At 36.0% G+C, this 22,024-nt stretch carries 14 protein-coding genes and 2 pseudogenes; 6 read left to right on the top strand and 10 right to left on the bottom strand.

Going from position 1 to position 22,024, the window contains the following annotated elements; genetic code table 11:
• Positions 1-58: 58 nt before the first annotated feature.
• Complete coding sequence (locus tag GQR53_RS11245) at positions 59-934, bottom strand: DNA replication terminus site-binding protein (protein ID WP_165743960.1); 876 nt, start codon at positions 932-934, stop codon at positions 59-61.
• Between the two features lie 955 nt (positions 935-1,889).
• Between GQR53_RS11245 and GQR53_RS11240 the strand changes: the two genes are divergently transcribed.
• Positions 1,890-3,239: a 3-deoxy-7-phosphoheptulonate synthase class II gene (locus tag GQR53_RS11240; protein WP_024596521.1), complete on the top strand. Its 1,350-nt coding sequence runs from the start codon at positions 1,890-1,892 to the stop codon at positions 3,237-3,239.
• A gap of 63 nt (positions 3,240-3,302) precedes the next feature.
• Here GQR53_RS11240 and GQR53_RS11235 read toward each other — a convergent pair whose 3' ends face one another.
• Positions 3,303-4,112, bottom strand: coding sequence for a pyruvate, water dikinase regulatory protein (locus GQR53_RS11235; RefSeq protein ID WP_007583184.1), 810 nt, complete (start codon positions 4,110-4,112; stop codon positions 3,303-3,305).
• A gap of 157 nt (positions 4,113-4,269) precedes the next feature.
• Here GQR53_RS11235 and ppsA point away from each other — a divergent pair, with 157 nt between their 5' ends.
• A complete protein-coding gene (gene ppsA / locus GQR53_RS11230; protein WP_165743959.1) occupies positions 4,270-6,645 on the top strand; it encodes a phosphoenolpyruvate synthase in 2,376 nt (791 codons plus the stop codon).
• A 65-nt stretch (positions 6,646-6,710) separates the two neighbouring features.
• On the opposite strand, the gene GQR53_RS11225 is transcribed toward ppsA, so the two are convergent.
• A complete protein-coding gene (locus tag GQR53_RS11225) occupies positions 6,711-6,920 on the bottom strand; it encodes a PGPGW domain-containing protein (RefSeq protein WP_089349815.1) in 210 nt (69 codons plus the stop codon).
• Positions 6,921-7,065: 145 nt separating this feature from the next.
• Between GQR53_RS11225 and GQR53_RS11220 the strand changes: the two genes are divergently transcribed.
• A complete protein-coding gene (locus GQR53_RS11220; protein WP_165743958.1) occupies positions 7,066-10,113 on the top strand; it encodes an FAD-binding and (Fe-S)-binding domain-containing protein in 3,048 nt (1,015 codons plus the stop codon).
• Between the two features lie 144 nt (positions 10,114-10,257).
• Here GQR53_RS11220 and GQR53_RS11215 read toward each other — a convergent pair whose 3' ends face one another.
• Both GQR53_RS11215 and GQR53_RS11210 read right to left on the bottom strand, forming a co-directional pair.
• A complete protein-coding gene (locus tag GQR53_RS11215) occupies positions 10,258-11,457 on the bottom strand; it encodes a cation:proton antiporter (RefSeq protein WP_165743957.1) in 1,200 nt (399 codons plus the stop codon).
• Entirely contained in the window at positions 11,457-12,668 is a 1,212-nt protein-coding gene (locus GQR53_RS11210; protein ID WP_165743956.1) for a tyrosine-type recombinase/integrase, read from the bottom strand. Before GQR53_RS11210 ends, GQR53_RS11215 begins: the two co-directional genes overlap by 1 nt.
• Positions 12,669-12,809: 141 nt before the next feature.
• Between GQR53_RS11210 and GQR53_RS11205 the strand changes: the two genes are divergently transcribed.
• Positions 12,810-13,373: a YSC84-related protein gene (locus tag GQR53_RS11205; RefSeq protein WP_058550353.1), complete on the top strand. Its 564-nt coding sequence runs from the start codon at positions 12,810-12,812 to the stop codon at positions 13,371-13,373.
• A 121-nt stretch (positions 13,374-13,494) separates the two neighbouring features.
• Here GQR53_RS11205 and GQR53_RS11200 read toward each other — a convergent pair whose 3' ends face one another.
• From GQR53_RS11200 to glpK, 4 genes and pseudogenes are all read right to left on the bottom strand, one after another.
• Positions 13,495-14,430, bottom strand: coding sequence for a DUF2971 domain-containing protein (locus tag GQR53_RS11200; protein ID WP_002962140.1), 936 nt, complete (start codon positions 14,428-14,430; stop codon positions 13,495-13,497).
• Positions 14,431-14,481: 51 nt separating this feature from the next.
• Positions 14,482-14,841, bottom strand: a pseudogene (locus GQR53_RS11195) (patatin-like phospholipase family protein); the annotation flags it as partial.
• Between the two features lie 180 nt (positions 14,842-15,021).
• Entirely contained in the window at positions 15,022-15,753 is a 732-nt protein-coding gene (locus GQR53_RS11190) for an MIP/aquaporin family protein (protein ID WP_002963131.1), read from the bottom strand.
• 229 nt (positions 15,754-15,982) lie between these two features.
• The gene (glpK, locus tag GQR53_RS11185) at positions 15,983-17,464 is read right to left on the bottom strand and encodes a glycerol kinase GlpK (RefSeq protein ID WP_165743955.1); all 1,482 of its coding nucleotides are present in this window, start codon (positions 17,462-17,464) and stop codon (positions 15,983-15,985) included.
• Positions 17,465-17,632: 168 nt separating this feature from the next.
• On the opposite strand from glpK, the gene GQR53_RS11180 reads away from it, so the two are divergent.
• Both GQR53_RS11180 and GQR53_RS11175 read left to right on the top strand, forming a co-directional pair.
• The gene (locus GQR53_RS11180) at positions 17,633-18,394 is read left to right on the top strand and encodes a DeoR/GlpR family transcriptional regulator (RefSeq protein WP_165743954.1); all 762 of its coding nucleotides are present in this window, start codon (positions 17,633-17,635) and stop codon (positions 18,392-18,394) included.
• A 1,316-nt stretch (positions 18,395-19,710) separates the two neighbouring features.
• Complete coding sequence (locus GQR53_RS11175) at positions 19,711-21,327, top strand: glycerol-3-phosphate dehydrogenase/oxidase (RefSeq protein ID WP_024605636.1); 1,617 nt, start codon at positions 19,711-19,713, stop codon at positions 21,325-21,327.
• A gap of 114 nt (positions 21,328-21,441) precedes the next feature.
• Here the strand turns inward: GQR53_RS11175 and GQR53_RS11170 are convergent.
• A pseudogene (locus GQR53_RS11170) lies at positions 21,442-21,987 on the bottom strand (patatin-like phospholipase family protein); the annotation flags it as partial.
• Positions 21,988-22,024 lie beyond the last annotated feature (37 nt).

Here is a 22,024-nt window from a genome sequence, read left to right as displayed (position 1 = left end):
TAAATACTGTACATATTTACTAAAAAGGCCACATATTGTGGCCTTTTTAACATAATAGCTATCGGTCAACTTGTTCTAAATATAGCCTATCAACTAAAAAATCATACTCACGTTTTCGAGGATGAGCTTCGGGTTTTTTATAATCAGGTAAGATACCTAGTTTAACGTCTGGTTCTGGATTAATTAGAATAAATGGTAATGCGGCGCTCACATGATAGCGGTTTTGTGCTGTGTATCTCACATTAACTTGAGGGCTTACGCGAGTAGGGCGACGAATTCTTAATTTTTCCTTTTCACCTAAACTAGCAACCCGTAATTGTTCTTGAGCTACAAGTGATTGCCATTTTTGCTGATCTATCATTCTTGGATTTCGATAACAGGCCGATTTGTCGAGCATTTCGAGGGCCATTTTTTTAGTCAACGTTTTAGTTGCGTGCTTGTGCATCCAAGTAAACCTAACAGAAAATGGTGATTCACTCTCACTGTGAATCTTACGATAAGCAGCAAGTGTTATTAAATTTGGTATTGCATTATGAACAGCCTCAAATCGGGCATCGTTATTATCAATTGCCAATATACACTCTTTGAAACTAGCTTTAGCTTTGTTAACCTGTGCTATACGATTATTTAAAGCTTGTTTATCTGCATTTTTAATAACAAGTAAACCAGGGTGCCTTTTTAACACGCGACTGCTTAAGCCCGATTTTTTATAAATGTCAGAAAAGGAGTTTAAAATTGCCTTTTGAGCCGGCGCTCCAGTTATTTTAGAGACAAGTATGGACTCAGGAACCTTATTTTCATCTAAATTACTTACATCAGGTAACTGATAGTACTCTGCTCTGGAAAACTCACATTCGTTTAATTCTTCAATTAACCTTAAAGTTAATTCGTTCATTAAATCAAACTGACTCCTAATTTGCACTTTAGTAACCACGGCACACCTTAAAGAACACATCTTACTAATTTCATATTATTGCACGGACTTTGCATTGAGTAAACTTTTTAAAAAATAATACTCGTTGATCAGATAATATTAAAAGAAGTATGAGTATGATGTGTTCTTTTCTAGGATGGATAGTTCTACTTATTCCTGTAATTTAGTACTGTTTTATTGATTAAAGAGTTAGTTCGCTTAGAGCTTAATTGCCCATGTAGTGTAATAAATGAGGAATGTAAAATGAACTTGGTGCGGTTGTATTCAAAATAATAGTGTTAGTTTTGGTTGTTTCTCTAATTAGTGATTAATATTATAACGTGTTTTAACTATGGGTCTATCATCCAAAACCTTAGAATGTCATACATGCTTTTTACATGAGAGCCATTTAAGGCATCACTGGCAGTTAAGTTTTTAGTTATCACAACTTGCTAAATAACGCTGACGGCAGGGTGAGAAGATGAGGGGTGAATCAGCAGATTAACCTTGTGTCAGTTGTAAGTATATTCTGGCATGAGAATAATCAACAGCGTTATTCTACTAGGCTTAAAGTACATATAAATGAGCAACACAAAATGACATATCATATATTTAGGCCTGCACATAGTCCTTGTTAGTTAATAATTAATTTAGCGCGTAAAGTTAAGATTACATTTGATGCAATTTAAGTATGATGTGTTCTTAAGTAAAATACATATAATATACCCTTGTGCTTTATTTATTCTCAATGTGTTAAAATTGAAACTAATTAACTCTAATTGTATGTTTTTAATCACTTTAGTTTATTTAAAATAAAACTAAAGTGATTGTTATATAATCACCTGAGTTAAGTAAAATTACTTTTATACTTAACTCATAACTAAATAATTGGAAAATAGTGAATTTAGTCCTTGAACATAGGGGTCTGCATACGTTAATTTCTTCTTATCAGGTAATGTAGGAATGAGGAAAAATTATGTCATCGTGGAACCCAAATAGCTGGAGAGAGCTGCCAATACTGCAGCAGCCACAGTACCCAGATCAAGAAATACTTAAATCAGTAGAAGGCCAATTAAAAACGGCTCCGCCTCTAGTTTTTGCCGAAGAAACAAGAAGCCTATTCAAACAACTTGAAGACGTGTGCGAAGGTCGTGCATTTTTACTTCAAGGTGGTGACTGTGCCGAGTCGTTTAGCGATTTTAATGCCGCTAATATTCGCGATACATTCAAAACAATTTTACAAATGGCTGTTGTATTGACTTATGGCGGTAAATGCCCAGTAGTTAAAATAGCGCGTATGGCTGGTCAATACGCTAAACCTCGTTCAGCAGACTTAGAAACAATTAATGGCGTGTCTTTACCATCTTACCGTGGCGACATTATTAATAATATTGAGTTTACAGAAGAAGCGCGCATTCCAGACCCACAACGTTTAATGACTGCATACCATCATAGTGCTGCTACGTTAAACTTATTACGTGCATTTGCACAAGGTGGCCTAGCCGATCTTCACCAGGTTAACCGCTGGAACATGGGCTTTGTTGCTGCAAATCCACTTAAAGAAAAATACCAACAACTTGCAGATAAAATTCAAGACGCACTAGAGTTTATGGAAGTGTGCGGAATTAACTCTACAATTGCGCCAAGCTTAAAAGAAACCGATTTATACACTTCTCACGAAGCTTTACTACTTGGTTACGAAGAGGCACTAACACGTCGCGACCATTTATCGGGTGACTGGTACGATTGTTCTGCTCACTTTGTTTGGATTGGTGAACGTACACGCCAACTAGACCATGCACATATTGAATTCTTTAAAGGCATTAAAAACCCAATTGGTGTTAAAGTTGGCCCAGGTATGGACCCTGACGACCTAATTCGTTTAATTGACGCATTAAACCCAGATAATATTCCTGGTCGTTTAACGCTAATTACGCGTATGGGTGCAGACGTACTGCCAGAAAAACTCCCAGCACTAGTAAGAAGAGTTCAACAAGAAGGCCGTAAAGTAATTTGGAGCTCAGATCCAATGCACGGTAATACTGAAAAAGCGACTTCAGGTTACAAAACGCGTAACTTCGATAATATCATGCGCGAGATCAGTCAGTTCTTCGCTGTACACAAAGCTGAAGGTTCATACGCAGGTGGTGTTCACCTAGAAATGACAGGTCAGCACGTAACAGAATGTACAGGCGGTGCTTACGGTTTATCTGACGATGACCTAGCGCAGCGTTACAAAACGCAGTGTGATCCACGCCTTAACGCCGACCAAGTATTAGAGTTAGGCTTTTTAGTCGCTGATTTACTAAAAGACGCACGTAAATAATATTTATTGATACAAAAAAACCGCTTAGTTGCGGTTTTTTTTATTTCAAATTTGATGACTATGTTAATACTTACGTCGCTCCAAGTCTGTCTCTATCAGTATTTTTGCAGAAATTTCTTCAACAGAATGATGCGTAGAATTAAAGTAAGCTATTTTGTGACGCTTATACAACATTTCTACTTCGCGCACCTCAATACGACACTGTTTAATTGAGGCATACTTAGAGTTAGCCATACGTCGATGCCTTATAGCCGCAAGCCTCTCAGGGTCAATCGTGAGCCCAAATAACTTATGTTTATAAGGGACTAAACATTTAGGCAAACCTTCATTATCTAAATCTTCTTCTGTAATAGGGTAGTTAGCCGCTTTAATGCCGTACTGCAGCGCTAAGTATAAGCTTGTCGGGGTTTTACCACTTCTGCTAACGCCAATTAAAATGATGTCTGCCTCGGAAAAGTTTTTAATATTTCCGCCATCATCATTCATAAGCGCATAGTTAACCGCATCAATTCTAAAATCATAACTTTTTTCGTGGATAGAATGCGTACGATGCATTTTTGGAACAGGGGCTACATTGAGTTCTTTTTCTATTTTTTCGCTATACGTAGTTAAAAAATCATACGTAACTGCATCAGCCGATTTTATAATTTCACTTAAATTGTGATTCACAAAAGTAAAAAACACGAAAGGCTTTTCACCTGTTTTTGCAGCGGTTGCATTAATTAAAGCTTTAATTTCGTGCGCTTTTTCTTCAGTTTCTACAAATGGAATTGTTTTATGATTAAAATCGATAGGAAACAACGACAAAGTCGCATGCCCAAATACCTCTGAAGTAATTGCTGTTCCATCTGATATATAAAAAGCAGTTCTCATAATTAACCTTTTTATTGCGTTTAAATCCCTAAAATGGGTTTCCCACGGTTTACGTGAGGACTATTGCCAGTGTAGAATGATGACGACCTTTATAAAAGGTTTTCTTTCTTAACTCTCACAGTTAGACCTACAATTTGTTTTTTTTGGAGAAAGATCCGTGCAAGAATACGTTCTCTGGTATCAAGAGCTTGGTATGCAAGATGTTCCTCGAGTTGGCGGTAAAAACGCGTCACTTGGCGAAATGATTTCAAACCTCGCAAACGCAGGTGTACAAGTACCGGGTGGTTTTGCAACTACCGCAGATGCTTTTAATGAGTTTCTAGATCAATCAGGACTCACCGCCAAAATTCATGACATCCTAGATACACTTGATGTTGATGATGTAAATACACTCGCTAAAGTCGGTGCCGATATCCGCCAATGGATAATCGACACACCATTCCAACCAAACCTAGATCAAGCCATTCGCGACGCATATAGCCAACTCCATGGCGATACTGCAGTAGATGTTTCATTTGCAGTACGTTCATCAGCTACCGCTGAAGATATGCCAGATGCATCATTCGCAGGCCAACAAGAAACTTTCCTTAACGTTGTCGGTATCGATTCAGTCATGGTCGCTATTAAACACGTATTTGCTTCATTATTTAATGACCGCGCAACCTCATATCGTGTTCACCAAGGTTACGATCACCGTGGTGTAGCGTTATCGGCAGGTATACAGCGCATGGTACGTTCAGATAAATCAGCATCTGGCGTAATGTTTAGTATTGATACAGAGTCTGGTTTTGAAGACGTTGTATTTGTTACATCAAGCTATGGCTTAGGTGAAATGGTTGTACAGGGCGCAGTAAACCCTGATGAATTTTATGTTCATAAACCAACATTACTAAAAAACAAACCTTCAGTAGTACGTCGTAACATTGGTTCTAAAGCCATTCAAATGATTTACTCAGAAGATAAAGCGCACGGTAAACAAGTAGACATCGTTGATGTAGACCCAGCGCTTTCAAACAAATTTTCGATTACAGATGAAGAAGTGCAAGATCTTGCCAAACAAGCTGTAATCATCGAAAAACATTACGGTCGTCCTATGGACATCGAATGGGCAAAAGACGGTAACGACGGCAAACTATATATAGTTCAAGCGCGTCCAGAAACCGTGCGCTCAAACGAAGACGCAAACGTAATGGAACGTTTTCAATTAAACGGTACTAGCAACGTAATTGTTGAAGGCCGTGCAATTGGTCACAAAATTGGTAGCGGTGTTGTACGCGTACTCGATTCAATTAAAGAAATGGATCAAGTACAAGAAGGTGACATTTTAGTGACCGACATGACCGACCCAGATTGGGAACCAATCATGAAGCGTGCTGCAGCCATTGTTACAAATCGTGGCGGTCGTACGTGTCATGCTGCAATTATTGCACGTGAATTAGGTATTCCAGCAGTGGTTGGTTGTGGTAATGCAACCGATTTAATCAAAGCGGGTCAAGAAGTAACAGTCTCATGTGCTGAAGGCGATACAGGCTACATCTACGAAGGTATTTTAGACTTTGAAATACTAACGTCGCGTGTTGATAAAATGCCAGAACTACCAATGAAAGTTATGATGAACGTGGGTAACCCCGATCGTGCATTCGATTTTGCACGTTTACCGCATGCAGGTGTTGGCCTTGCCCGTGTTGAGTTTGTTATTAACCGCATGATTGGTGTGCACCCTAAAGCACTTTTAAACTTTGATGCGCAAACACCCGCTCTACAAGCAGAAATTACCGAAATTATTGCCGGTTACGAATCACCTGTAGAATTTTATATCTCTAAGTTAGTAGAAGGTATTTCTACACTTGGTTGTGCCTTTGCACCAGAGCGTGTAATTGTGCGTATGTCTGATTTTAAATCAAACGAATACGCAAACTTAGTAGGTGGTGAGCAGTACGAACCAGAAGAAGAAAACCCAATGATTGGTTTTCGTGGTGCTGCACGTTATATCTCTGAAGACTTCCGTGATTGTTTTGCCCTTGAGTGTGAAGCTATAAAACGTGTAAGAAACACCATGGATATGACCAACATCGAAATCATGATCCCATTCGTACGTACCCTCGAAGAAGGTAAACGTGTAATCGAATTACTAGAAGAGCATGGCCTTAAACGTGGCGAAAATGGTCTTAAAGTAATAATGATGTGTGAGCTTCCTTCAAATGCATTACTTGCAGATGAATTTTTAGATATGTTCGATGGATTTTCTATCGGCTCTAACGATTTAACTCAGCTAACACTTGGTTTAGACCGTGATTCAGGTTTAATCGCACATTTATTTGATGAGCGTAACCCTGCTATTAAAAAGCTACTTTCAATGGCTATTAAAACAGCTAAAGAAAAAGGTAAATACGTAGGTATTTGTGGCCAAGGTCCTTCAGATCATGAAGACTTTGCAGCATGGTTAGTAGAGCAGGGCATTGATTCTGTTTCACTAAACCCAGATACAGTACTAGAAACTTGGTTATACCTAGCAGACAAACTTGCTAAATAATCGCGTTTATTCGTTACTAATAAAAATGCCAGCTTAATAGCTGGCATTTTTGTATGTGGCATAATTTAGCGTGCTAATTTTTTATCTAAATAATTACACGATTTAGTTAAGGCTTTTTGGCATAGTTTTAAATAATGCCTCGCTTTTGGATAGTAAAAAGAAAAGCACAGTAATCCCGCCATAAAAAATATCAGCGACGGGCCTGGCACGATTGCAAAAAACAACCCAAGCAAAATAAACAAAACACCTATGATCTGTAATAGTAATTTTTTCATATAAACCTCTACACATTGGTTTAACTTGATTATAAATACAGAACCTCAAAATACGACAAAAAGAGTGTTACAAACTGTAAAATCTTCAATTTCTATTAGCCATCACCATGATATAATTACACAAATGCCTTAAATTATCGCCGTCATGATAGCAACAATTACACAGCAAGATGCAGCGACCGAACTTGTCGCAAATTACTTAAGTACTATTAAAAATCAAGGTTTTAGCGGAGACACCGATGCAAGCTATGCAACGCGTTTAACTGCCTCTACCGATAACAGTATTTATCAGCAAATTCCGCAAGGTGTTATTTTTCCTAAAACCGAAAAAGACATTCAACTCGCTTTGCAAACCGCATCTCGCGACCCATTTTTGTCGCTTACTTTTGGCCCGCGTGGTGGCGGTACGGGTACAAACGGGCAGTCACTAACGCCTGGTATTGTTGTTGATTTATCACGTTATATGCGAGAAATTCTCGAAATTAACGTAGAAGAAGGTTGGGTAAGAGTACAAACAGGTGTAATAAAAGATCAATTAAACGACTTTTTAAAACCCTATGGTTTTTTCTTTTCACCCGACTTATCTACTAGTAATCGTGCAACTATTGGCGGAATGATCAGCACCGATGCATCAGGCCAAGGGTCACTAGTTTACGGTAAAACCAGTAATCATGTTTTAGGCTTAACTACGTATTTAGTTGATGGCACACCTATGGTTACCTCGCCAATCGACATACAAAAAGCAAAAGTTATCGCCGAGCAAGACTCACTTATAGGCAGCTTATACAAAACAGTATTAGATATTTCTATTACGCAGCGCGATGCTATTTTAGAGAAGTTTCCGCGTTTAAATCGCTTTTTAACCGGCTACGACCTAGAGCATGTGCTAAGTGATGACTTACAAACTTTTGATATGAGCAGGCTAATTACCGGATCAGAAGGCTCATTAGGTATAGTCACTGAGGCAAAATTAAACTTAACACCCATAGCCGAATTTAAAACACTTATAAATATTAAGTACGATAGTTTTGATTCTGCACTTCGTCATTCACCTTTTTTGGTAGATGCACGCGCAACATCTGTTGAAACAGTCGACAGCAAAGTATTAAATTTAGCGCGCGAAGATATAATTTGGCATTCAGTATCGGACTTAATAGCCGACGTACCAAATAAAGATATGCAAGGGCTCAACATGGTTGAGTTTAATGCAGTATCGCCCGACGACATAAAAGACAAAGTTAACACACTTTGTACATTGTTAGATGAGTGCGTAGCAAATCAAACCAACGGTGTAATTGGTTATCAGTTAACCAACGATAAAAGCGATATTTTAAAAATTTACGCAATGCGTAAAAAGTCAGTCGGTTTGCTTGGTAATGTTAAAGGCAGCCAAAAGCCATTGGCCTTTGCCGAAGACACCGCAGTACCGCCAGAAAACCTAGCCGATTATATTGTAGAATTTAGAGCATTACTCGATAGCCATAATTTACAATATGGTATGTTTGGCCATGTTGATGCCGGCGTTTTACACGTACGCCCAGCACTTGATATGTGCGATCCAGAACAAGAAAAACTACTGCGTACAATTTCTGATGACGTTGTAAAACTCACAGCAAAATATGGCGGGTTAATGTGGGGCGAGCACGGTAAAGGTTATCGCAGCGAATATGGCCCTGAATTTTTTGGCGAACATTTATTTAACCAACTTCGTAAAATAAAAACTGCATTCGATCCTAATAACAGAATCAACCCAGGTAAAATATGTACACCCATTCAAAGTGAAGACTCACTTGTAAGTGTAGATAGTCAAAAACGTTCTTACTTTGATAAGCAAATATCGATCGATGTAAAAACCAGTTTTAATAACGCCATGACCTGTAATGGTAACGGAATATGCTTTAACTACGACGAAAATTCACCTATGTGTCCGTCGTATAAAGTAACCGGCGATCGTAAGCATTCACCAAAAGGGCGCGCAACATTAATGCGCGAATGGTTACGACTTCAAGAGTCTAAAAATGTAGATTTACTGGAAGTAGAAAAAGAACTTAATAAAGGTGAAGTTATTACCTGGTGGGAACGCTTTGTTCATAGCCGAGAAAAAAACAAAGGAGTTTACGATTTTTCTCACGAAGTAAAAGAATCTATGGATGAATGTTTAGCATGTAAAGCGTGTACAACTTCGTGCCCAATAAAAGTAGATGTGCCAACTTTTAGAGCGCGCTTTTTAAATTATTACCATAGTTATTACGCTCGTCCACTTAAAGATTATTTAGTTGGGAACATAGAAACCTCGGCTCCGCTTATGTCAAAATTTGCACGAGTAATTAATCCTGTTGTAAAAACCAATTTAGTAAGTGGGTTAATTAAAAAAACGGTTGGCTATGTAGATACACCACAATTAAGTATTCCATCACTTGATAAACGTGTAGCCAAAGCGCATAAATTTAATTTTGAATTATTAGATTCACTTTCAGGTGAAGAGCAAAATAATTATGTGTTAATTGTGCAAGACCCCTTTACCAGTTTTTATGAAGCTGAATTAGTACAAAGTTTTATAACGCTTATAACTGCACTGGGTAAAAAACCTATGCTATTACCCTTTAAACCAAATGGTAAAGCACAGCATGTTAAAGGTTTTTTACACGAGTTTAAAGTAACAGCAAAAAATGCCGCCGAGTTTTTAAATAAACTCAGTGATATAAATGCGCCACTGGTTGGTTTAGATGCATCGTTAGTTATGTGTTATCGCGATGAGTACAACACAATTTTAGAAAGTAATCGCGGTGATTTTCATGTACAACTTGCACATGAATGGCTACAAACTCAATCTTTCAAATCGTTAAGTGCAAAGAAAAAGCAAGATACAGAATTTACATTGCTTAGCCACTGTACAGAAACAACGGCATTACCAAAAGCGGCAAGTGTTTGGAAAACTATTTTTACTGATATTGGTTTAACACTAAACACAACAAATACCGGGTGTTGCGGAATGGCCGGTACATACGGCCACGAAGCACAAAACCAAGAAAACTCTCGTACACTTTACGAAATGAGTTGGAAACCAATTGTAGATAAAAATAAACCAGATCAACTTTTATCTACCGGGTTTTCGTGCCGCAGCCAAGTTAAACGCTTTGAACAATTTAAACCTAAGCACCCAATAGAGTTACTCGCACAGGTACTTAGCTAATAAAAGTTAAAATAAAAAAAGGCGTAACTTAAAAATAAGTAACGCCTTTTTTATTAATACCAATTCACTTAATTAAGTGATCAATTTTGAGGCTGGAAAAACGTGTTGGTACCTCGGCAAATAATTCACTAATTTTTATAAAAGTTATTTAGATTGTTTAGCAAAACTATCTGCAATTGGTTTTGTACTTATACCATGAATAAACACACTAAATAAAATAGTGGTCATAGCGATAGTTGCAATGTCGTATTTATTTTCTATTTGTGTATCTATAACCATTAAAGTAAAAACAATCGATGCTAAACCTCGCGGTCCAAACCAAGCAAATGTGAAACGTTCTTTTATATTAAGCGCTGTAAATTGAAGCGACAACATAACCGGAATTATTCTAATTAACGTAGTACTAAGTAACGCATAAATAATTATTTCTTTATTCATATTTGGTAGAACTAAATATGCACATACAAAACCAAACAGGCACCAAATCATTAACGATGTAAAATCAGCAATATGTTCAGAATCTTCAATCAGCTCTGCTCGAACACCCGTGTCTGAAAACTTATCAAATAATAAACCCGCAATAAATACAGCAATAAAACCACTTCCATGAAAGTACTGCGTTATTGAAAAAATAGCCATGGCAAAACCTAATAGTAAAAATGGACTAGTGTTTTGTGCAAAGTAATGACGTTTCATTGCAAAATTTAATACCGGAATAAATAAAGCAATTGATGTAACCGCTATTAATACAGCTAAACCTAACTCTCGCGAAAATACACCTAATGTTTGCGATGCTGTTATTGCTGAATCAGGATTTTTAGCAAGCAAAATAAATATTAAAAACATAGGTACGCACAAACCATCGTTTAATCCGCTTTCAGTATTTATACCTTCTCGAATTTTTTCAGGTACATTTGTACTTGCTAATAAACCTTTACTCAATGCGGCATCGGTCGGCGTTAAAATAATTGCAAGCAATGCAGTTTGAATAAGTGATAACTCTGTAAATAAAAATAGTCCAGCACCAATACCACAAAGTAAGGTAAGGGGTAGGGCAACAAACAATAATAAACTAGGATACTGAAAACTATGTTTTAAAACACTTAATTTAGATTTAGCCGCATCAGAAAATAAAAATATACTTAAAGTCAGTTCTATTAACGGTAATAAAAAATCTATGCCCGTTTTTAATTCGTCGCCTTCATTGGGCAGTAACCACGCTAAAGCTATTCCACCTAAAACAAAAAACATAGGTCCTGTGATTTCTGTTCGCTCTAATTGCCTAATAGAAATTGAGTAAACTAAAAATAAAAAACCAATAAATGCTATCACTAAGTATTCCATTAAATTTTCCTTTTAACGCCAGATTTTGCTCGCTCTTTAATATTTGTTTGAATATAAATTTGATCGGTTGTCGCAATTTTAGAGTGCCCTAAATCTTCCGATAAATGTTTTAAAGGCCGTGTTTGTGCATCGTGTGTTGCACCAGTGTGGCGTAGCCAATGTGCAGTTGCCGCTTCAAGTTGTTCTGCATCATCTTTAAAACCATCATCAAGTAAAGATTGTTGGGCCAAATCAAAACTTTGTTGTACTAAACGCCTAATTTGCCTAACGGTCATTCCACCTTGGCCCCGAATTTTATGAACTAATGGTTCTGATTCGTCAACGCGAGGTAGGGCGGGTAACCCTCTGTATAATCGGTAGCGTTTTAAATATTCAACAAAATCGTCACTTAATGTAACATCACGAAGTTTATTGCCTTTACCCATAATACGTAAAAACCAAAAGCCGTCATTATCTTGCCAAAAGTGGGACATAACAGGCGACCACTGCGGGCGCTCTGACAATTCAGAAATTCGTAAATATAACCCTTTTAAACAAGCTAAGGTAAATAAATTACGCTCAAGATCTGGTTTTTGTTCGCATAAATCACGTGTTACACCAAATACATATTCCCACTGGATATCACTTAAAGTATCAGGAATTTGTATTTGAGACTGAACCACTAAATAGGGGCTATTTTTTTTAACCACAGGTACAAAGTTCGCAAATGTGCGTTCTTCTAAAATCGCAAATTTAAAAAACACATTTAATGCGGTAAACATAGCCGACAAAGTTTGCTGGCTTGCTATAGATTCTTTTTGCATAAAAGGGCGCCAATTTTGGTTTAATCGGCGAATACCTTGCTCATCCTTATAGCGCCATTGTACAGAAGTTGATGCCCATTTTTTATCTGGCTCAACCATAAAATCGACATAGGCTTCAATATCTTCACGTTTTAAGTCGAACACAGATTTTTCGGCAATTAACCAAGACCATAAATAAAAGCGTTCTAGCTCATTTCGAAAACGACTATATGTTGCTTCTGATTTTCGTCCGTAAACATATAAAAACTGGTATAAAAATTTAAGATCAGCCTTTGATTCAGTTACAGTCAAGCCAATTTGCTGTATAAAGGATGCAAGTTCTGGGTATTCTGATTTAAGAGTATCGTCATCAAGATGAGCAATTTGGTATCTTAATTGTTTTAACGTATCAACTAAAGCAACAAGCATAATGTGTAAATATTCAATAAAATAATAGACTTACAGCTTAACCCTAAAGTCCGATACTGTCTAGTATTGGACATAGTGAAAGTTTAATTATTTACACATTTTTACTGATTTAGTTTTGCTAGGTCGTATTAAGGAAAGTTTATGAAAAAGTTTATTATTTTAAGTGTAATTACATTAAGTGTTTTACTTACAGGTTGTGCCACAACGGGCAGTGCTTCACCAGGCGAAAAACGCTCTCTAGTACAAAGCATGAAATCAAATACACTAGACAAATTATATGCACAAAAACCCGATGTTAAAAAACAAATTGCCAACTCGGCTGGTTACGCTGTATTTGATAACGCAAACGTCAATGTTGTTTTAGCCAGTTTTGGTGGTGGTTATGGTGTTGTAAAAAATAACCTAACCGGTAAATCAACTTACATGAATATGGGCGAAGCCGGTTTAGGCTTAGGTTTAGGTGTTAAAGACTTTAATGTTGTTATGGTTTTTCATAACCAAGCAGCAGTAAATAGATTTATTGAACACGGTTGGGCATTTGGCGGAAACGCAGATGCAGCAGCAAAATATGAAGATAAAGGCGGTGCATTGGTTGCCGAAGCTATTGCAGATCAGGTTACAGTATATTCTTTAACCGAAAATGGCCTTGCACTACAAGCTGTACTAAAAGGCACTAAATTTTGGGTAGATTCTGAGCTAAATTAACCCCTCATAACTCTCCTAAAAGCGGGCTGGTTTGTATAATCACGCTCGCTTTATTATAAACAACCAAATTTAACATAACGTAATTTATGGGTTGTGTTCTATCTTTCTATGCTAAAGTATTCTACGTAAGTTTTTCATATTTCAATTCAAATAAATTGCTGTCAAGTTTACACTTATAGACATTTCTAAAATTTTCATAGCTATTATAAAACCTTCCTCTATTTCCAGATGCTAACTTAGTCCCCTCTATTATTGCTTCTTTCATTTTCTTTACATCTGAATTTACTCCTAAGTAAATTTTAGATATTTTACTTGGATTAACTTTAATTAAGAACATCACTTGATAAGCTTCGTAATTTCTCCAAACTGAATTCCATCTTGAAAGGTCATTTTCACAAAACCCTGCTAGAAAAAACACATTAGATAGATCATTGATTTTTTCTCTTAAATCACCTTTATAACCCAGTGAGCTCAGTTTATTTTTGGTTTCATTTGAATTACCAAGTGTTATGACTTTATTGCAGTTCGTAAATGGTAGTGCAAATCTATATTCTTCCTCGTGCTTCCAAGATTCATGTTTACTAAAGAAATAATGTTTCGAAAAGTTATTAACCTCTTCATCTGATAAAGTAGTGATATTTTTGCTATAGCTTCGCTCTCTATTATAAATAACATTGTCACTCAGGTAGGCTTCAATATCATTAGTTTTATTTATATCAAAAATAGAAAATGGATCTTCTTCATCAACTTCAAATTCAACTAATATACCTTTACTGTTAGTTGCATAGTTACCCCACATTGGCATACTTTCTTTATTTTTACTTAAAGACACATAACCATATAAATCTAAATATGGATTTATATCTCTGTGCGAATTAAATTCTCTCCCACAAATTTTTATAGTCTCTTGGCTGACATCTTTTATTTTATTTATATCTATTCCTGTTGGTAAAACTTCAAAAGGATCATTCTGGCTATTGTTCTGACTTAGCCTAAGTGTAGGCTCTGTTAAGAATGCCGTAGCAGCATCAGCAGATAAATATTTGTATAGTTTCATAAAATCTCCTTTTTAATTTCTTATTTATAACAAGTAACTAAATAAATAATCCTATCCCATAATATCTATGGTACTAAATGATTTATTTTCTAAATTTTTATCTAACGCCTCAGCCAACTTTTCAGTTTCACTAAAAACTATATTCCAATATTTAGTACGCGTGTCTGCATCAAGATCGGTAAAATCGTTTCTGTCTGGAATTTTTCCATACGGCAAGCTTGCTACAAATTCTTTTGATGGGGCTAGCATCACTACATTGTCGTAATTAAGTGGCTATACTTCACGTTTTAAATTTTTATCGAACCACCCTACTTTCGATTCGCTATTAAAGTGTGGATATCAAATTAAGCCTAGATTATTAATTTTTAGTTAAAAGTGGTAATCAATAATCCCGCCTTCCGATATATAAATTTTTATACTTTTTATTTATATTTTTGTATTGGTAATAGCTTTAGCTTTAAATAAAAAAGGGCTACACGCCCTTTTTTATTTAACTATATTGCTTATATAAATTATATTTTTCTTTTGTGTGTTCAGAAAAGTAGTCTGTGTATAATCATTTTTTAGTCAAATTAAATAACTATATTTCAATTATTTAACTAGTATATATAATAAAGCTGCTAAAACACTCCCTATTATTGGACCAACTACCGGGATCCATGAATAACTCCAGTTACTATCAGTTTTACCTTTTATTGGTAATAAAGAATGTACAATTCGCGGGCCTAAATCTCGAGCTGGATTTATTGCATATCCAGTAGTCCCGCCCAGAGAAAGTCCAATACCCCAAACAACAAAAGCAACAGGTATAGCGCCTATTGAACCTAAGCCTATTTTTACGCCAGAGCCATCGTCAATTTCAGCTGAAGAGAAGTAAAAAACACAAATTAATAAAACGAAGGTCCCTATTATTTCACTAAGTATATTTCTAAACGTATTTGGTATAGCTGGAGATGTACAGAAAACAGCTCGTTTTAAGGTGGGATCGTCAGTGGCATCGAAATGATCTTTATAAACTGCATAAACTAACGAAGCGCCAACCATCGCGCCAATAAATTCCGCTAAAATATAACTTGGAACTTCGGACCATGGAAATGATCCAGCTACGGCTAAGCCTATTGTTACTGCAGGGTTAAGGTGTGCTCCACTATAGGGACCGGCAACAACCACACCGATAAAAACACCAAGTCCCCAAGCAGTGGTAATCGTCATCCAACCGCCGCCATGGCCTAGTGTTTTCTTTAGTATGTCATTGGCTACAACTCCGCCCCCAATTAAAATAAGCAGTGCAGTTCCTAGTATTTCTGCTAAGAAAGGTGACATTTTAATATTCCTTATTAATTATAAACATAAAACCACCCTCAATAATGATATCTATTGCATAAGTATAAGCCATGAATATTTTGAAACTTTTTTACAGCTGAAAATTACCATAAAATAAGTATCAACTTATTTATTTTTACGCTTGGAGTATGTAGTGATATCATAAAAATAGTCTCCACTAATAAACCTTAATAGATATGTTGCTATGGTTTTATAGTTAAGTGGCTTATTATTCGCTTTGTACTTTTTTTACCGCATTACACCATCCGGCATATAATTCATCACGTTTTGATTTAGTCATGTTAGGAACAAATCGTTTATCGCAATTCCAGTTAGTCGCTAATGATTCAAGTGATGGGAATACACCCGCTTTTAGACCTGCTAAGTAAGCTACACCCAAAGCAGTAGTTTCACTTATGGTCGAACGGTCAACTTCGGCTCCTAAAACATCAGACAAAAATTGCATAAGCCAGCCATTTATTACCATACCGCCATCAACTCTTAGTACCTGTGGTCTTACGCCATCAGCTTCCATTGACTTTTGAAGGTCTTTAGTTTGAAAACAAACTGACTGTAATCCAGCTGTTACGATCTCTTTTATACCCGTATCTCGGGTTAAGCCAAAAATTGCACCTCGCGCATTAGAATCCCAATAAGGAGCACCTAATCCTGTAAAAGCGGGTACCATATATATACCGTGATCTAGTGAGGTATTGCATGCAAGTGACTCTGTTTCTTCAGCTTTTTGGATTAATTGTAGACCGTCTCTAAGCCATTGAATTGCAGCACCTGCAATAAAAATACTCCCCTCTAGCGCATAAGTTGGTTTCCCATTTAATCTATAAGCTACTGTACTGAGAAGTCTATTTTCAGATTCAAGTACTTTATCGCCAGTGTTAACCATCATAAAGCATCCTGTACCATAGGTACTTTTAGCCATTCCTGGTTGAAAACAAGTTTGCCCAAATAACGCTGCCTGTTGGTCTCCTGCCATTGCAAGAATAGGTACTTCGTAACCTAAATAGCGTTCATCTGTTACACCAAAATCATCTGATGAATCCATTACTTCTGGTAACATCTCTATTGGCACATTCAGAAGTTCAAGTAATTCCACGTCCCATTCTTGGGTATGAATATTAAAGAGCATAGTTCGCGAAGCATTCGTTGCGTCTGTGCGGTGCTCTTTTCCGCCTGTCAATTTCCACAATAAATAAGTGTCGACAGTACCGAAGATTAAATCGCCTTTTTCTGCTTTTTCTCTAGCATCGGGACAATTTTCTAAAATCCAATTTATTTTAGTTGCAGAAAAATATGGGTCTATTAAAAGGCCGGTTTTTTTTCTAATTAACTCTTCTTTTTCTGCGGCCCTTAAATCATTACATAACTCTGACGTACGTCTATCTTGCCATACAATCGCGTTATAAACGGGCTCACCAGTAATTTTATCCCATACTATTGTCGTTTCACGTTGGTTAGTAATACCAATGGCAATAACCTTATTGTGTTGAGGGTCTAGGTGTTTCATTACAGCTGTCATTGTTTGCTGTACAGAAGCCCAAATATCTTCTGGTTTATGTTCTACATAACCATCTTTTGGAAAGTGCTGGTCAAATTCTTGTTGTTCTAGGTATGCAATATTACCATTTAAATCAAATAGCACACTTCTAGAACTAGTCGTACCTTGATCAATTGAAAGGATATAGTTATTCATTATTTTTTCACTTTTACTTTCGGTTATTTTCGTTTTTGTACTATTACATGGATTAATTGCTACATACAACAAAAATACAACTTTAATATATAATTATTTATATGTGATTTTCATTTGTTAGCTCTTAACCTATAATTTACTATTAACTAAATTTAAAATGCGAAAAAAATGACTCAAGACCAAAGACACGAATCCATACTAAAATTATTAAAAGAAAGAGATTCAATTTCTATTGAAGTACTAGTAAGTCATTATGAAGTTACACCACAAACAATAAGACGAGATCTGGCTTATCTTGCTAATTTAAATAAATTGAGACGTCATCATGGCGGCGCTAGTGCCATTTCAAGCATTCAGAATACAGCATATCAAACTAGAAAAATCATGGACTTAGAAGCTAAACAAAAAATAGCACAGCATGTAGTTCGTATGATACCTAATGGCTCTTCCTTATTTATAAACATAGGCACTACAACAGAAACAATCGCGAAAGCACTTCTTGGTCATGAAAATTTGAAAGTTGTAACTAATAATCTTAATGTTGCGGCTATATTAGGTGTTAAGAAAGATTTTTCTGTACTTATCGCAGGTGGAGAAGTTAGGCACAGAGATGGCGGGATTATTGGTGAGACCACAGAGGATTTTATTAAACAATTTCGTATGGATTTTGGCATTATAGGTATTAGTGGCATAGAAGAAAATGGTGCGTTACTTGATTTTGACTATCGTGAAGTGCGCGTAGCCCAGGCAATCATTGAAAATTCACGTAAAGTTTTACTTGCTGCAGATCACTCTAAATTCGGTCGGTATGCGATGGTAAAATTAGGTAATATCTCACAGGCAGATAACTTTATTACCGATGCTCAGCCACCCGAAAGTATACTTACTTTACTCAATGAGCACGATGTCGAACTGCATATCGCTCGGTAAAAGCTTAACATAACAGTTAAATAGATTTTCCCTCATCATGGGGAAATCATGAGCTTTCCATTTTAGCTACAGCATGATCGAATAGGTTTCTTATAAATAGAAGTCCCATACAATTAATTTTTGATGAACATTTTTCAATAATATCCGACGAATAACTGCAATCTAAAGTCGAATATAAGCTTCATGCTATCTTATTCATTCTCGTTGTAGGTGTGATCTGCACCGAAGATGGATGAAAAACATTGAATACGTTGCTAATAATGAGATTGATTTGCTTGAAAAATATGTCTCATTTGAAAGTAGTCTTCCAGTTCACAACACTATAGATGGTACTATTCACCTATATCATCTGAAAAGTCATACCTATTGTATTAAATTAGTGATCTATTATAGCGCTGAGGAAATAGCGCGATAACAAAGAAAAATTATGACATAGAGTTGTTATCTCCAATTGCTCTCTGCATTTTCCTGTATTGCTCCCCCTCCTGCCCCTATTCTGTCAGCTATTAATAATTTTTAACGTAGAGAGTTATTTAAGAAGATAAAATGATCATGCTTTTAATAGGATAGATATTACAACAAAATTTTATACGTTGGACACAGGCTGCACATATAGCAACAAACGTTGGCGTTATAGCCATAGATGGTAAAACTATTTGTGGCTTTAATGATAAGAAACCAAAGAGACATACAATCGATATAACAAGCGCTTTTCAGCCGGCAATAGCTGTTGTATCAAGAAAAATAAAGATAGCTAACAATATACCTCCAACTGGCCCAGCCTTGCTTGATTTATCGGATATCAAAACGCCGTAGTAACTATTGATTTAATGGGGTGTCAAAAAACTATAGCGGAAAAAATTAAACTCCTAAGTTTTTTATTGCTTTACGGTGGGTTTGATATAGCTAGACTAACTTTCATTTATGTACTTTAATGTTTGCAAATGTTCGTTATTAAATGTTATTTTTAATATAAAGAAAACCGAAGTAAATAATAACTTCGTACTGTTATAGCTATTCAGAGTCTTAAAATACAATAGTTATCTGCAGTAGCTTGGTCATCCTTGTTAATCAGATCAATTAATTTTTGATTTCGTTTGAAGGCTTACTTGTATCAAGTACTTAAATGTTGGGTAACAAATCTTGAGTTAAATAATAAAAATATCGAAAGTATTTTTATTATTACTCGTATACTTACTTACCTGCATGCCTAGTATAAGTTTTGATAGCACGATAAATACCGTTTAGGACATTAATACTTTAAATTTAATTGAGCTGGTCTAAATAGCTTGATATTAAAATAGGTAATTCAACAAATGAGTCAACTTAGAGACAACAATATTAAAAAACTTCCCCAAGATATTTATGATGTTTTGATTATTGGAGGGGGTATTAACGGTGCTGTATCTGCTGCCGCTTTAGCCGCTAAGGGCGCTAGAGTTGCCTTGATAGACAAAGGTGATTTTGCCGGTTTCACTAGTTCAAACTCATCAAATTTAGCTTGGGGTGGCATAAAATATTTAGAAAGTCATGAATATAATTTGGTTAATAAACTTTGTAAAAGTAGAAACCATTTAATGCGTAGCTATCCTTCTACTGTTAAAGAAATTCGCTTTTTTACAAGTATCCAAAAAGGCTTTAGATTTCCGGCATTCTTTGTTTATTTAGGTACTATTCTCTATTGGTTTATGGGACGTTTTTTTACTAAATCTCCTAGATACCTCAATGCAAAAAAAATAAAATCATCAGAGCCAGTCATTAACACAAAAAATGTAGAGGCTGGATTTGAATATTCAGACAGCTTTTTATTGGATAACGATGCTCGTTTTGTTTTCAATTTTATTCGCTCTAGTATGAGCCATGGGTGTATTGCCGCTAACTACGTAAGTTCGCAGGGCTCTACTCGCTCTAATGATATTTGGACTACAAATGCAGTAGACGAGATGTCTAAAGAGAAGTTTACTATCCGCTCTAAAGTTATTATTAACGCAGCAGGCCCATTTGTTGATCCTATTAACAATACAAATAGTCAAACCACAGCACATCACCATGTATTTTCAAAAGGTATTCACCTTATTGTTGATAAGGTAACTAACAGTAACAAAGTACTGACGTTTTTTGCAGATGATGGTCGGTTGTTTTTTGTGATCCCCATGGGCCCAAAAACGTGTATTGGTACAACCGATACACAAGTTCATAGTCCGCACTCACAAGTGACTGATGAGGATCGAAACTTTGTGCTTGATAATGCTAACAAATTATTAGAGTTAGAAAAGCCAATTACAAAAAGTGATATTATAGCCGAGCGCTGTGGAGTTAGACCATTAGCAATTAAAAAAGACGGTAATGGTAAGGCTGACTGGGTGCAATTATCACGCAAGCACGCTATAGATACAAATAGTGATCAAAAATATCTTTCTATCTTTGGCGGAAAACTAACAGATTGTATTAATGTAGGCGATGAAGTGGCTGATTTAGTCACTGGATTAGGTATTAAGTTACCTTATGAAGATTACAAATGGTACGGTGAACCTGACGACACCGTTAAAAATGAGTTCATGCATCGTGCAAAATTAATGAATTTGGATGGTTTAACACCTAAAACATCTACAGAGGTACTTAGTAAGCGGTTTTGGAGACGTTACGGCAGAAATGCGATTAACATGCTAGAAAAAATTCGTGAAGCACCTGAAAAAGGCGAACTCCTTATTAAGAATTCGGAGTACTTACGTGTGGAAATTGAACACGCTGCTGAGCGGGAAATGATAACTAAACTCAGTGATTTTTTACGTCGACGTTCTAAAATTTCACTGGTTGTAAGAAAAGAAGATATTCTTTCAGATCCTGGTTTACATGAAGTCTGCCAAATTCTATTTGGTAAGGATAATGCTGAAAATAAACTTCAGGAGTACATTGAAGAGATATCTAAATAACCATTTACATCTATTCTTACGACTTTAAAAGCTTGGGTTAAATGTTATAGAAGAAGTCTGTTAACACGATTAAAATTAATTATGTTAACTGACTTCTTATAGCAACTAATAAAACTATATTTTATTTTTAAAAATTAATAACATTTTTAACTTTTTATCAAACGCTTCAGCTAGCCTTTCTGTTTCACTAAAAACTATATTCCAATATTTAATACGCGTGTCTGCATCAAGATCGGTAAAATCGTTTCTATCTGGAATTTTTCCGTAGGGTAAGCTTGCTACAAATTCTTTTGATGGGGTGATCATCACTACATTGTCGTAATTAAGTGGTGACACTTTACGTTTTAAATTTTTATCGAACCACCCTGCTTTTGGATCGCTATTAAAATGCGGATATAAAATTAAGCCTGGGTTATTAATTTTTAAATCAAAGTGGTAATCGATAATTCCGCCGTCGCGATATATTCCTTGCGGCGAGCCTGCAATATTTTTTATGCCTTGCATAACAAGTGGTATTGAACCCGATGCAAGTAATGCATCTTTTAAATTATTTTGAGTAAGCGCTATGTTTTGCGTTTTAAAATTGTAGCTGTCGGTAATTGATAAGTCACTTGTTGCTGGGCCAAATATAAAACGCTCATACTGTGAGCCTTGTATCTCTCATTGATAAATGATTAGCTATCATTTATCACATCGT

The organism is Pseudoalteromonas sp. Z9A6, assembly GCF_011378805.1.
Classification (GTDB): Bacteria; Pseudomonadota; Gammaproteobacteria; order Enterobacterales; family Alteromonadaceae; genus Pseudoalteromonas; species Pseudoalteromonas distincta.
This window is presented reverse-complemented; position numbering and strand designations above follow the sequence as displayed.

Bases quoted from the DNA above. Each gene is read 5' to 3' on its own strand.
- GQR53_RS11240 (WP_024596521.1), top strand. From the start codon at position 1,890: ATGTCATCGTGGAACCCAAATAGCTGGAGAGAGCTGCCAATACTGCAG.
- GQR53_RS11235 (WP_007583184.1), bottom strand. From the start codon at position 4,112: ATGAGAACTGCTTTTTATATATCAGATGGAACAGCAATTACTTCAGAG.
- GQR53_RS11225 (WP_089349815.1), bottom strand. From the start codon at position 6,920: ATGAAAAAATTACTATTACAGATCATAGGTGTTTTGTTTATTTTGCTT.
- GQR53_RS11220 (WP_165743958.1), top strand. From the start codon at position 7,066: ATGATAGCAACAATTACACAGCAAGATGCAGCGACCGAACTTGTCGCA.
- GQR53_RS11215 (WP_165743957.1), bottom strand. From the start codon at position 11,457: ATGGAATACTTAGTGATAGCATTTATTGGTTTTTTATTTTTAGTTTAC.
- GQR53_RS11210 (WP_165743956.1), bottom strand. From the start codon at position 12,668: ATGCTTGTTGCTTTAGTTGATACGTTAAAACAATTAAGATACCAAATT.
- GQR53_RS11205 (WP_058550353.1), top strand. From the start codon at position 12,810: ATGAAAAAGTTTATTATTTTAAGTGTAATTACATTAAGTGTTTTACTT.
- GQR53_RS11200 (WP_002962140.1), bottom strand. From the start codon at position 14,430: ATGAAACTATACAAATATTTATCTGCTGATGCTGCTACGGCATTCTTA.
- GQR53_RS11190 (WP_002963131.1), bottom strand. From the start codon at position 15,753: ATGTCACCTTTCTTAGCAGAAATACTAGGAACTGCACTGCTTATTTTA.
- glpK (WP_165743955.1), bottom strand. From the start codon at position 17,464: ATGAATAACTATATCCTTTCAATTGATCAAGGTACGACTAGTTCTAGA.
- GQR53_RS11180 (WP_165743954.1), top strand. From the start codon at position 17,633: ATGACTCAAGACCAAAGACACGAATCCATACTAAAATTATTAAAAGAA.
- GQR53_RS11175 (WP_024605636.1), top strand. From the start codon at position 19,711: ATGAGTCAACTTAGAGACAACAATATTAAAAAACTTCCCCAAGATATT.